At 64.9% G+C, this 12,633-nt stretch carries 12 protein-coding genes and 1 pseudogene; 9 read left to right on the top strand and 4 right to left on the bottom strand.

All coding sequences use genetic code 11. The features are described from left to right. The first annotated feature begins 72 nt into the window (after nt 1–72). Nucleotides 73–1,158 carry an AI-2E family transporter gene (locus tag B0G57_RS12395; protein WP_018443669.1) on the top strand — a complete coding sequence of 362 codons (1,086 nt, stop codon included), beginning with the start codon at nt 73–75 and terminating at the stop codon, nt 1,156–1,158. Nucleotides 1,159–1,205: 47 nt separating this feature from the next. On the opposite strand, the gene purU is transcribed toward B0G57_RS12395, so the two are convergent. The 4 genes from purU to B0G57_RS12375 form a co-directional block, all read right to left on the bottom strand. Further along, nucleotides 1,206–2,075, bottom strand: a complete 870-nt coding sequence (gene purU, locus B0G57_RS12390; protein ID WP_018443668.1) for a formyltetrahydrofolate deformylase — start codon at nt 2,073–2,075, stop codon at nt 1,206–1,208. A gap of 57 nt (nt 2,076–2,132) precedes the next feature. Continuing rightward, the gene (locus tag B0G57_RS12385) at nt 2,133–2,999 is read right to left on the bottom strand and encodes an NUDIX hydrolase (RefSeq protein ID WP_018443667.1); all 867 of its coding nucleotides are present in this window, start codon (nt 2,997–2,999) and stop codon (nt 2,133–2,135) included. Between the two features lie 58 nt (nt 3,000–3,057). Beyond that, nucleotides 3,058–3,624: an adenine phosphoribosyltransferase gene (locus B0G57_RS12380; protein ID WP_018443666.1), complete on the bottom strand. Its 567-nt coding sequence runs from the start codon at nt 3,622–3,624 to the stop codon at nt 3,058–3,060. 114 nt (nt 3,625–3,738) lie between these two features. Further along, on the bottom strand, nt 3,739–5,742 hold the full coding sequence (locus tag B0G57_RS12375; RefSeq protein WP_026230227.1) for a monovalent cation:proton antiporter family protein: 2,004 nt from the start codon (nt 5,740–5,742) through the stop codon (nt 3,739–3,741). A gap of 137 nt (nt 5,743–5,879) precedes the next feature. Between B0G57_RS12375 and kdsD the strand changes: the two genes are divergently transcribed. From kdsD to ptsN, 8 genes and pseudogenes are all read left to right on the top strand, one after another. Then, on the top strand, nt 5,880–6,863 hold the full coding sequence (gene kdsD, locus B0G57_RS12370; protein ID WP_018443664.1) for an arabinose 5-phosphate isomerase KdsD: 984 nt from the start codon (nt 5,880–5,882) through the stop codon (nt 6,861–6,863). After that, complete coding sequence (locus B0G57_RS12365; protein ID WP_018443663.1) at nt 6,863–7,411, top strand: KdsC family phosphatase; 549 nt, start codon at nt 6,863–6,865, stop codon at nt 7,409–7,411. Before kdsD ends, B0G57_RS12365 begins: the two co-directional genes overlap by 1 nt. Next, entirely contained in the window at nt 7,408–8,007 is a 600-nt protein-coding gene (gene lptC, locus B0G57_RS12360; protein WP_018443662.1) for an LPS export ABC transporter periplasmic protein LptC, read from the top strand. Before B0G57_RS12365 ends, lptC begins: the two co-directional genes overlap by 4 nt. Nucleotides 8,008–8,030: 23 nt before the next feature. Next, a complete protein-coding gene (gene lptA, locus B0G57_RS12355) occupies nt 8,031–8,690 on the top strand; it encodes a lipopolysaccharide transport periplasmic protein LptA (RefSeq protein ID WP_026230226.1) in 660 nt (219 codons plus the stop codon). Further along, nucleotides 8,687–9,493, top strand: a complete 807-nt coding sequence (lptB, locus tag B0G57_RS12350; protein ID WP_018443660.1) for an LPS export ABC transporter ATP-binding protein — start codon at nt 8,687–8,689, stop codon at nt 9,491–9,493. Before lptA ends, lptB begins: the two co-directional genes overlap by 4 nt. 220 nt (nt 9,494–9,713) lie before the next feature. Beyond that, complete coding sequence (locus B0G57_RS12345; RefSeq protein WP_018443659.1) at nt 9,714–11,219, top strand: RNA polymerase factor sigma-54; 1,506 nt, start codon at nt 9,714–9,716, stop codon at nt 11,217–11,219. Between the two features lie 181 nt (nt 11,220–11,400). After that, nucleotides 11,401–11,757 (top strand): ribosome hibernation-promoting factor, HPF/YfiA family, encoded by a 357-nt coding sequence (gene hpf / locus B0G57_RS12340; RefSeq protein ID WP_018443657.1) that lies wholly within the window; start codon nt 11,401–11,403, stop codon nt 11,755–11,757. Nucleotides 11,758–12,101: 344 nt separating this feature from the next. Continuing rightward, nucleotides 12,102–12,615, top strand: a pseudogene (ptsN, locus tag B0G57_RS12335) (PTS IIA-like nitrogen regulatory protein PtsN). Nucleotides 12,616–12,633: the final 18 nt, after the last annotated feature.

The raw sequence follows: 12,633 nt of genomic DNA, 5'->3' as shown, positions 1-12,633 counted from the left end.
GCCGCGAGCGAGGCGCATGCCGCACCGCGCAAGCGCGTTGCCTCGCAAATACGGGTGGAGACACAAGGCGTCATGGGTAATCGCAACGAAGCACCGAAGGAACTTGCCACACGGGACAAGGCTGCGCGTCCCGTGCGGCTCACGAGCGACATGAGCCTGCCCAAGCTATCCGTCGTCGAAGCCTGCAGCTACGTCGCCGCCTTGGCCGGCATGTGGGCCGTCATGCACCTGAAGCTGCTCGCCGCGCTGCTGGCCGGCATGCTCGTGCATCAGCTCGTCCATATGATCGCGCCGGTGATCGAGCGGCATATGTCGAGCCACCTGGCACGCCTCGTCGCGGTCGTCATCCTCGCAACAGTCGTCGTCGGCGGATTGACGAGTCTCGCGATCGCCATGATCGAGCACTTCGAGCAAACCGTGCCGAACATCCAAAATCTGCTCGGGCAGGTCATGCAGATGATCGAGCAGGCGCGCTTGCGCACGCCCGACTGGATTTCGACGATGCTTCCCGTCGACGCCGAGCAGATGAAAGCGAAGGCCGGCATGCTCGTCCATTCTCACATGGACCAGCTGCAGCAAGGCGGCAAAAACGTCGCGCGCGCGTTCGGACACGTGCTCATTGGCATGATCCTCGGCGCCTTGATCGCGATCACGGCCGATCGGCACGCGCAGCGACTGCCGCTCGGTCGGGCACTGGCGACGCGAGTCGGGCGTTTTTCCGATGCGTTCAGACGTATCGTCTTCGCTCAGATCAAGATCTCGGCGATCAATGCGGTATTCACCGCGCTCTATCTGCTCGTCGCCCTGCCCATTTTCCACGAGCGGCTGCCGCTCTCGAAGACGCTCGTCCTCATTACTTTCATCGCGGGGCTCCTGCCCGTCATCGGCAACCTCGTCTCGAATACGCTCATCGTCGCGATATCGCTATCGGTCAACCTGCCGACGGCCGTTGCCTCGCTCGGCTTTCTCATCGCGATTCACAAACTCGAATACTTTCTGAATGCGCGTATCGTCGGCGGCCAGATCGAGGCGCGCGTGTGGGAGCTGCTGCTCGCCATGCTCATCATGGAAGCGGCATTCGGCGTCGCCGGCATCATTGCCGCGCCTGTCTTTTACGCTTATATCAAGCGCGAGCTCATCTACCTGCGGCTCGTTTGAATGCCCGCGGCAGGCCGAACGTGCCGCGGGAGATTTCCTGGCGTCGCTTATCGGAAAACGACGGTCTTCGTCCCGTTGAGCACGATCCGATGCTCGGTATGCCACTTGACGGCGCGCGCGAGCGTCACGCATTCGACGTCGCGCCCGATCGCCGTCAGCTGCTCCGGCGTCATGCTGTGATCGACGCGCTCGACCTCCTGCTCGATGATCGGACCTTCGTCCAGATCGGTCGTGACGTAGTGCGCCGTGGCGCCGATCAGCTTCACGCCGCGATCGAAGGCCTGGTAGTAAGGCTTCGCGCCCTTGAAGCTCGGCAGGAACGAATGGTGAATGTTGATCGCGCGCCCCGCCAGCCGCTCGCAAAGCGTCGGCGAAAGAATCTGCATGTAGCGCGCGAGCACGACGAGATCGGCCTGGCTTTGCTCGATGACCTCGTAGACGCGCGCCTCCTGCGCAGCCTTCGCATCGGCCGTCCCTTCCGTCAGCGGAAAATGATGGAACGGAATATCGTAGCTCGCGGCGAGCTGATAGAAATCCTTGTGGTTCGAGATGATCGCCGGAATCTCGATCGGCAGCTGACCCGTGCGATAGCGGAACAGCAAATCGTTCAGGCAGTGGCCGATCTTCGAGACGAGAATGACGACGCGCGGCTTCACCAAGGCGTCATACGCCTCCCAGCTCATCGAAAAACGCTCGGCGAGCGGCGTAAATGCCGCGCGCAGCGCGTCGAGCCCCGGGTCGCCGCCGACTTGCTGAAAATGTACGCGCATGAAGAACTCGCCGGTGCGGCTGTCGCCGAATTGGGCCGAGTCGAGAATGTTGCCGCCACGCTCGTAAAGAAAGCCCGAGACGGCGTGCACGATGCCGGGCCGGTCTGGGCACGACAGTTTCAGGATGAAGCTGTGTTCGGTCGACATGACCAGCGAAAACTCCTTTCGTTTTTTAGCGATTCCTGTCGGCGAGCCGCGCCGCCTTCATATCGACGGCGGCATGCCCGGCGCGGGCGGCGCGAAGAGCGCCTCGATGCCGGCGCACGCCTCTTCGTCGATCCATCGATGCCGCAGCATGCAATCGAGCGTCGCGAGGCTCGCGTCGACCGTCAACGCGCCTTCCTCGATCCAACGCGCCACCTCGTCGATGCGCGCGAGCCGGTGCTCGCCGACTTCGCCGTCCTGGTTGTGAGGCGTGAAATCGTCAGGCAGCGGAAGATCGTAGACAAATATCTGCTCAGCTTGCGTCCCTTCGGGAATCGACTGCAGCACATAAACGGTCCGGCCGCGTGCGGCGCGCTCGGCCAGATGCACACCGATGCCCGCCTCTTCCCAGCATTCCTTCGCGATCGTCGCCTCGATCCCGAGACCCCAGGCGATGCCGCCCGCGACGACGTTGTCGAGCATGCCGGGATCGGTCGCCTTCGTCTCGCTGCGCCGCGCAATCCATAGCTGCGGCGCGCGATCCGCGTATTTTACGATGCCGTTCAAGTGAACCGCATACGTCATCGTGCCGAAAAAGCGCGCCGCCGCGCGTTCGATGTAGGCGAGCGGCTCATCGTCGAACGCATTGCGGATCGCGTAGATTTCGTCGCGCCAGCCGACGATGCTGCCGGCGGCGGCCAGCGCGCCGATCACGGCGCCGAGCGCGGAGGACCGGCTGTCGGGGGTTCCGTCAAAGCGCGAGGCGAGCACGACGCGGGCCGGCTCGATATCGAAGACGTCGGGCCAGCGCTCGAGCTGCGCCAGATCGCTCTCGCGGATCCAGCCGACCTGGCGTCCGGCGAGCCAGAACGAACGGTGGGCGCGGGAATCGAACCGGCGCGCCGCGACGATGCAAGGCAGAGTCATCTCCGCCCTCCCGCGCGAGCGGGCAAGGGACGAAGTGAGCGTGGACTTCGCGCCATCTTCAGTGCCCGCCGAACTCGGTGACCGTAAAAAGCGGCAGCCCGTTCTCGCGCAGCAGCTTGGAGCCGCCGAGATCGGGCAGATCGATGATCGCCGCGCCTTCGACGACGACAGCGCCAAGCCGCTCGAGGAGCTTCTTGCCGGCCATCATCGTGCCGCCCGTCGCGATCAGATCGTCGAGGATGACGACTCGATCGCCGGCGCCGCATGCGTCCTCGTGGATTTCGACCGTCGCCGTGCCGTACTCCAGCGCATACGATTCGGACACGGTCTTGTACGGCAGCTTGCCGATCTTGCGGATCGGAATGAAGCCGATATTGAGCTCGTAGGCGACGATCGGCGCGATGATGAAACCACGCGCATCGAGGCCCGCCACATAATCGAGTTTCGCTTCGACATAGCGCTCGATGAAAAGGTCGATGAGGACCCGCAGCGTCTTCGGCCGCTGCAAGAGCGGTGTGATGTCGCGAAACTGCACGCCGGCCATCGGCCAGTCGGGAATCGTGCGAACCTGGCTCTTGATGAACGCGGCGGCGTCCTGCGGCGTGTCCGCGGGCGCGTAGGGCATGGACTTCTCCGAACAAAGGCGGTCCGCCCTCGGTTTGGCGGACCTGATCGATCAAAAACGGTGAGTGGGCGACGGGCTCGAGCACATGGCGAGCCCGGCGACGTCCGGCGCCGCTCAAACGGCCGTGGCACCCGCGCGGCGGCTCCTCGTCAAGCGTTCCTCGGCCTGCGCGAGCGCTTCGGGCTGGCCGCGCAGCACGACGATGTCGGCGGCGCGCAGCTTCGTCTCGGGCCCCGGCTCGACACCGCGAATGCCGTGGCGTCTGATCGCGGTGACCTCGACCCCGAGTCCGGCGAGCCCGAGTTCCTCGAGCGTGCGTCCGACGGCTTCGGCATTGTCGTCGACAGGCACCGATTGTAGCCGCACCTGCTCGTGCCCGTCGTCGTCGCCGAGATCATCGGCGCCGCGGAAATACCCGCGCAACAGGCTGTAGCGCTCATCGCGCATCTCCTCGACGCGGCGCACGACGCGCCGCATCGGCACGCCCATCACCACGAGCGTATGCGACGCGAGCATCAGGCTGCCTTCGACGATCTCGGGGATCACTTCCGTCGCGCCGGCGGCGAGCAATCTTTCGAGGTCGGCGTCGTCGACCGTGCGCACGATGACGGGCAGCGCGGGCTCGAGCTCATGCACGTTGTGCAGCACGCGCAGCGCGGACGGCGTATTGGCATAGGTGATCGCAAGCGCCGCGGCGCGATGAATGCCCGCGGCGACGAGCGATTCACGCCGGGCCGCATCGCCGAACACCACCGATTCGCCCGCTGCCGCAGCGGCCGAGACGCGATCGGGATCGAGGTCGAGCGCGACATAAGGAAGTCCCTCGTGCTCGAGCATGCGCGCGAGGTTCTGGCCCGCGCGACCATAGCCGCAAATGATCACGTGAGCCTGCTGACGCAGGCTCTGCGTCGCGATCCGCGTCATTTGCAGCGACTGCTGCAGCCATTCCGTCGACGACAGCCGCAGCACGATCCGATCGGCGTTCTGAATGATGAGCGGCGCCGCGAGCATCGAGAGCAGCATCGAGGCGAGAATCGCCTGCAGCAGCGTGGCATCGACGAGATGCTTGTCCTCGATCAGGTTCAAGAGCACGAAGCCGAACTCGCCGGCTTGCGCGAGCCCGAGTCCCGTGCGCATCGCGACGCCGGGCATCGCGCCGAAAAGCCGCGCGAGGCTCGTGATCATGACGACCTTGAGCAGAACCGGCCCGATCAGGAACGCCAACACCATCAACGGATGCGCGAGCAGCACGCGCGGGTCGAGCAGCATGCCGGTGGTGATGAAGAAAAGGCCGAGCAGCACGTCGCGAAACGGCTTGATGTCTTCTTCGACCTGATGCCGATACGGCGTCTCGGCGATGAGCATGCCCGCGATGAACGCGCCGAGCGCGAGCGAAAGGCCGAACTTGTCCGTGATGAAGGCGGCGCCGAGCGTGACGAGCAGCACGTTCAGCACGAAAAGCTCCTGCGAGCGCCGCCGCGCGACGACGTTGAACCAGCGCGTCATGAAGCGCTGCCCGACGAACAGCAGGAGCGAGAGCGCGACGACGATTTTCAGCGCCGCCACGGAAAGCGTCGCCGGCAGATCGTGCGTGTCGCCGCCCAACGCGGCGATGACGATGAGCAGGGGCACGACCGCGAGATCCTGGAACAACAGCACGCCGAAGATGTTGCGGCCGTGCTCGGTCTCGATCTCGAGGCGCTCGGCGAGCATCTTGCTGACGATGGCTGTCGACGACATCGCCAGCGCGCCGCCGAGCGCGACCGATCCCTGCCAGGTCACATGCACCCATCGCTCGAAGATCGCGCCCGTGAGCACCGCGACCCCGACCGTGCCGATCACCTGCAGCAGGCCCAGGCCGAACACGAGCTTTCTCATTGCGCGCAGCTTGGCGAGCGAGAATTCGAGGCCGATGGAAAACATCAGGAACACGACGCCGAACTCGGCGAGATGCTGCGCGCGCTGGGTATCCGGCGCGATGCCGAGCGCGTGGGGCCCGACGATGATGCCGACCGACAGGTAGCCGAGCATCGGCGGCAGGTTGAGAATCCGAAACAGCACGACGCCTGCCACCGACGCGAGCAGCAGCAGCAGGGTCATCTCGAGCGGGGATATCACGTGCGAAGCGTCCTCGTTCGTCTCATCTGCGACAGCCGCGCCGCGCGTTGGAAGGAAAGCGCCGCCCCGGCCCGCCGTGCGCCTAGCTCGGCCCCGGCGGCGTCCGGCGCGGCAAACGCCTTTGTTATACTCGCCGAATGATAGCGAAAATCAATGGCGACCGGGCGGTGGCGCTCGCCCGGAACGTGCTCGACATCGAGGCCGATGCGGTACGCGCCCTCGCCGAGCGCATCGACGGCGGCTTCGTCGCCGCCGTCGGTCTATTGCTAGGCTGCAGAGGGCGCGTCGTCGTCTCGGGCATCGGCAAGTCGGGCCACGTCGCGCGCAAGCTCGCCGCGACGTTTGCAAGCACCGGCACTCCGGCCTTCTTCGTCCACCCGGCTGAAGCCAGTCACGGCGATCTCGGCATGGTCACGGCCGACGACGTCTTCGTTGCCGTCTCGAATTCCGGCGAATCGGAAGAGCTCATCGAGATCCTGCCGCTCGTCAAGCGCATCGGCGCCAAGCTGATCGCGATGACGGGCCGCCCCGAATCGACGCTCGCGAAGCTCGCGGACGTCCATCTGGACTCGGGCGTCGAGAAAGAGGCATGTCCGATGAATCTTGCGCCGACGGCCAGCACGACGGCGGCGCTCGCGCTCGGCGATGCGCTCGCCGTCGCGGTGCTCGACGCGCGCGGCTTCGGCCCCGACGATTTCGCACGCTCGCACCCGGGCGGCGCGTTGGGGCGGCGGCTGCTCACCTACGTGCGCGACGTGATGCGCACGGGCGATCAGCTCCCGAAGGTGCCGACCACGGCAACCGTCAGCGACGCCCTCTTCCAATTGACGGCGAAGCGCATGGGAATGACGGCGATCGTCGACGACGGCGATCGCGTGACGGGCATCTTCACCGACGGCGACCTGCGCCGTGTGCTCGAGCGCACGGGCGATTTTCGCGAACTGCCGATCATCGAGGTGATGACGCGCGGGCCGCGCACGATCGTGGCCGATCACCTCGCCGTGGAGGCCGTCGAGTTGATGGAGCGCTACCGTATCAATCAGTTGCTCGTCGTCGACGACGCGGGCAAGCTGATTGGCGCGCTCAACATGCACGATCTGTTTTCGAAGAAGGTGATCTGATGGCCGCTGCGCCGCTCACGGCCGCCGAACGCGCGAGCCGCGTCAAGCTGATGATTTTCGACGTCGATGGAGTGCTGACCGACGGCAGCCTCATGTTCACGGCCGAAGGCGATTACATGAAACCGTTCAATTCCATGGACGGCTACGGCCTGAACCTGTTGCGCAAGGCCGGCATCGAAACGGCGATCATCACGGGCCGACACTCCGAGATCGTCGTGCGGCGCGCGCAGGAGCTGAAAATCTCGCATGTCCACCAAGGCGCCGCGAACAAGGCCGTCGTCTTCGCGGAACTGCTGCGCGCCACGGGCCACACGCCCGACGTATGCGGCTACATGGGCGACGACTGGCCCGACCTCGGGGTCATGGTGCAATGCGGCTTCGCGGCCGCGCCGGCCAATTCGCATCCCGAAGTCATCGCGCGCGCGCACTGGGTGTCGCAAGCACGCGGCGGCCACGGCGCCGCCCGTGAAGTCTGCGAAGTGCTCCTGCGGGCCCAGCACCGCTACGACGAAATGCTCGCCCTTGCATTGGGAGCGCCCGGCGCATGAACGCTACGCGGCTCACTTCGCTGATCTCGTTAATCGCGATGACCGCCCTCGCGGGCGGGACCTACTGGTTGCTCCAGGCCACGCGGCCGCCCGCGAGCGAGGGCGCCGAGCGGGCGAAGACGCATTCGCCCGACTATTTCGCCGAAAGCTTCTCGGTTTCGGAGCTCGATCAATCGGGCGCGACACAGTACCGGCTCACGGCGACGAAGATGATCCATTACGAGGACGACGACAACAGCGACCTCACGCACCCGGCCATCCGCGCATTCCAGCCCGGCAAGCCGATCGTGACGGCCACGGGCGAGCGCGGCACCGTGAATGCCGACGCGTCGATCGTCGATCTCTACGACCACGCGCGCATCCTGCGCGCGCCGGGCTACGGCGATCCCGAAATGCAGGCCGATTCCTCGCACTTTCGCGTGCTCGTCAACGACGACGTCATCGAGACCGAAAAGCCGGTTAAACTGCGGCGCGGCCTGTCGATCACGACGGCCAACGCAATGAATTACAACAATGTCACCCGGGTCATGCAGCTATTCGGGAACGTCCGCGGAAACATTGCCGCATCGGACGCTTCCGGGGCCAAGGCGAAGTGACCCCGTCCTTACGTATGGACCGCATGAACGAAACGTCCTTTTTCCACGGGCCACATCGCACGCGCGCGTTTCTCGCGGCGATGCTCGCCGCGCTCGCATGCGCGACGCTCTCGCCGCGCGCGCACGCCGAACGCGCGGACCGCGACAAGCCGCTCAACATCGAAGCGGACAACATGACGTACGACGACCTGAAGCAGCTCACGATCTTTACGGGTCACGTCGTCGCGACGAAGGGCACGATCGTCATCAGAGCCGATCGCGTCGCGGTCCACCAGGATCCCGAGGGGTATCAATACGCGACGGGCACGATGAACAAGGGCAGTACCGATCTCGCCTATTTCCGGCAAAAACGCGACGGCGTCGACGAGTACATCGACGGCACCGCCGAGAAGATCGACTATGACGGCAAGCAGGACTTGACGACGCTCACGACGAATGCGACCGTGCGTCGATTGCAGGGCCTCTCGACGGTGATGGACACGGTCCACGGCAGCGTCATCACCTACGACGGGCAAACCGACTTCTATACGGCCAAGGCCGGCAAGGACGTGGCGAGCCCCGGCAACCCGACCGGCCGCGTGCGCGCCATGCTCGCGCCGCGCAACGGCGCGCCGCCCCCGCTTGGCGGCGCTTCGGCGACGCTCGCGCCGGCCGCCGGCATTCAAGGAACACCGCAGCAGTGAACACGCTCTCCAGCACCGCCGCACAGGCTGTCGCCACTCCTCGGAGCGAGCCTGCCAAGGCGACGAGCTCGCTCGTCGTGCGCAATCTGAGGAAACGCTATGGCTCGCGCACCGTCGTCAAGGACGTGTCGCTCGACGTGAAGAGCGGCGAAGTCGTCGGCCTGCTCGGGCCGAACGGCGCCGGCAAGACGACGTCGTTCTACATGATCGTCGGGCTCGTGCCGCTCGACGCCGGCGAAATCGTGCTCGACGGCAATTCGATCAGCCTCATGCCGATTCACAAGCGCGCGGCGCTCGGACTCTCCTACCTTCCCCAGGAGGCCTCGGTGTTCCGCAAACTGACGGTCGAGCAGAACATCCGTGCCGTGCTCGAGCTGCAAACCGATGAAAACGGCAAGCGGCTCTCGAAGTCTGCCATCGAGGCTCGCACGGAAGCGCTGCTCGACGAGCTGCAAATCGCGCATCTGCGCGAGAATCCGGCGCTTTCGCTGTCGGGCGGCGAGCGGCGCCGCGTCGAAATCGCGCGCGCGCTGGCGACGAATCCGAGTTTCATTCTGCTCGACGAGCCGTTCGCGGGTGTCGATCCCATCGCCGTGCTCGAAATCCAGAAAATCGTCAAATTCCTCAAGCAGCGCAATATCGGGGTGCTCATCACCGACCACAACGTGCGCGAAACGCTTGGCATCTGCGATCACGCCTACATCATCAGCGACGGCAGCGTACTCGCAGCGGGGGCCCCGCGCGAGATCATCGAGAACGAGAGCGTCCGGCGCGTCTACCTCGGCGAGCACTTCCGGATGTAACGGGACGCGTGGGGCCGACGCGAGGCGGCGCGGCCCTGACCCGACCTCCCCCCGCGCCGCGCCGCGCCGCGCCGCGCCGCCGGCCGAGCCGCGCCAGCCTGCGGACCCGGGGTTTTCGGGGCCACATGGAGCCCGGCACTCCCCCTTCCGGGATAGTCGAGCACTGCGTCATCGAGGTTTCGCGCCGATGGCAAAGTCTCTACAATGAAAGCCAACCGCCATGAAAGCCAGCCTCCAACTCCGCCTATCGCAGCATCTTGCGCTCACGCCGCAGCTGCAGCAGTCCATCCGGCTGCTCCAGTTGTCGACGCTCGAACTCCAGCAGGAGGTCGCGACGGCGTGCGCGCAAAATCCGCTGCTCGAGACCGAGGACGAATGGATTGCGAGCCCGCTGCGGGTCGCCGCGGACGGCTCGGTCATCGCCCAGACCCCCGCGCCCGCCGCGGCTGAGCCGATGAGCGGCTCGGCGCCCGCGACCGAATCGGATCGCGCCGACGGCGCTGAGCCGGCAGCGACCGACGAATACAACGGACTGTCGTCATCCGACAACGCCGATGCGTCGCAGTGGAATCTCGACGATTACGGCCGCTCGGCCCCCTCGTCCGACGACGACGACTTGCCGCCGCTACAGATCCACGAATCGACGACGACGCTGCGCGACCATCTCATGGCGCAACTGCGCGTTACCCAGGCGGGTCCCCGCGATCGGGCACTCGTCACCTTCCTCATCGAATCGCTCGACGACGACGGCTACCTGACGTCGTCGCTCGATGAAGTGCTCGCCGACATACCGGAAGAGCTGGAGGTCGATCTCGACGAGCTGTCCGCGGCGCTCGCGCTGCTGCAAAGCTTCGATCCGGCCGGCGTGGGCGCGCGCTCGGCCTCTGAATGCTTGAAGTTGCAGCTCTTGCGCCTGCCCGATAGCGCCACGCGCAAGCTTGCGCTCGAAATCGCCGCGCATCATCTCGAGCTGCTGGCCGCACGCGACTTCACGCGCCTGAAAAAGCAGCTGAAGGCAAGCGACGATGCCTTGCGCGACGCGCACGCGCTGATCCGCTCGCTCGAGCCGTTCCCAGGGGCGGCCTATGGCAAGGCGGAAGCCGATTACGTGGTGCCCGACATCATCGTCAGAAGGACGACGCAGGGCTGGCAAGCCGAGTTGAATCCCGAGGTGGTGCCGCGCCTTCGAATCAACCATCTCTATGCGAACATCCTGCGCAACAACCGCGGCGATCCAGGCAGCGGCTCGTTGCGTCAGCAGTTGCAGGAGGCGCGCTGGCTCATCAAAAACATTCAACAGCGTTTCGAGACGATCCTGCGCGTCGCGCAGGCGATTGTCGAGCGCCAGAAGAACTTTTTCGCGCACGGCGAAATCGCCATGCGCCCCTTGGTTTTGCGGGAAATAGCTGATACGCTGGGCCTGCACGAGTCGACCGTCTCACGTGTCACGACGGGGAAGTACATGCTTACCCCGTTCGGAACGCTCGAGTTCAAGTTCTTCTTTGGTTCGCACGTGTCGACCGATACGGGGGGCGCGGCCTCGTCGACGGCCATTCGCGCGCTCATCAAGCAACTGATAGGAGCAGAAGACTCGAAGACGCCTCTTTCAGACAGCCGCATAGCCGAACTGCTGGCGGAACAGGGCTTCGTGGTGGCACGCCGGACAGTGGCGAAATACCGCGAAGCGCTCAAGATCCCGGCAGTGAATCTGCGTAAGTCTCTTTGAGCTCGCCGCACCGGATGTTCCGGGCGGATCGAGCGTTTCCGGCCGCGATGCTGTTGGCGCAAATGGCCGGCCGATACGACCCGCCGCTCGTCGATCACACGGGGTGATGATTCGAGCGGGCCGCTCCCGACCGGTTTTGCCGCACCAAAGGTGTCAGGCGGCCATTCGTTTGGAGAGCACTATGAATCTGAAGATCAGTGGACGCCATCTCGAAGTCACGCCCGCGCTGCGGGAATACGTGATCACCAAGCTCGACAAGGTGCTACGACACTTCGATCAGGTGATCGATGGCAATGTGGTCCTCTCGGTCGACAATCAGAAAGAAAAGGATAAGCGGCAAAAGGTTGAAATCAACCTCCACCTGAAGGGCAAGGACATCTTCATCGAAAGTGCCAACGGCGATCTCTACGCCGCCATCGATCTCATGGTCGATCGTCTCGATCGGCAGGTCGTCCGCCACAAGGGGCGCATTCAAGAGCACCAGCACGCGCCGATCAAGCATCAGGAGCTATCGGTCGGCGAGCAACCGCAGCAATAAGCCGGACGCGGCACGAGGCGCCCGCGTCGGCGCCCGCCGCTCTCCCGCGCAAAGCGCGGGTTTCCCGCGAAAACCGCCCGGATTCGGGCGGTTTTTTCGTTCCGGCCGCTGGAGCGGGCCGCCCCCGTGGCGGCCTCCCACCGATGCGCCGGCAGGGCCGATGCGCGCGGCATTGCGCGAAAAGCGCGCCACCCAGCATAATGCATGCAACATTGCGGTTGCCGCGATGCAACATTGAATGGGCCTGATCTATAATGTGACGGTAATTTTGATGGGGCAGCCGGCCGAGTTGCCATTCGCGAAGTCAGGGCCATGCGTCCATGATCCGCCGGGCAAGGCCGAAAATGGACAACCAGTCAGTTGCCGCGAGGAGCGCACAGGCGACGCGTCAAGCCTGCCAACATGAATCGTTTAGCCAAATTCCTTCCCCTCGATAACGTCGTTATCGGACTTTCCGTCACCAGCAAGAAACGCGTCTTCGAGCAAGCAGGGCTTATCTTCGAAAACCAGAACGGCATCGCGCGCAGCGCGGTCACGGACAATCTGTTCGCGCGCGAGCGGCTCGGCTCGACAGGGCTCGGCGAAGGCGTCGCGATCCCGCACGGCCGGATCAAGGGGCTCAAGCATCCGCTCGCGGCCTTCGTGCGCCTCGAGCAGCCGATCCCGTTCGAATCGCCCGACGGACAACCGGTTTCGTTGCTGATTTTTCTGCTCGTGCCCGAACAGGCCACGCAGCAGCATCTCGAAATTCTTTCGGAAATCGCGCAACTGCTGTCCGATCGCGAAACACGCGAGCGGCTGCATAACGAAGCGAGCCGCGAGGAGTTGCATCGGCTGATCACTGAGTGGCACCCTTGACACTGTCACGGCCCGCGC

This window comes from Trinickia symbiotica, assembly GCF_002934455.1.
Taxonomy (GTDB): domain Bacteria; phylum Pseudomonadota; class Gammaproteobacteria; order Burkholderiales; family Burkholderiaceae; genus Trinickia; species Trinickia symbiotica.
The sequence above is the reverse complement of the archived record's forward strand: the minus strand, read 5'-3'. Positions and strand labels throughout refer to the sequence as shown.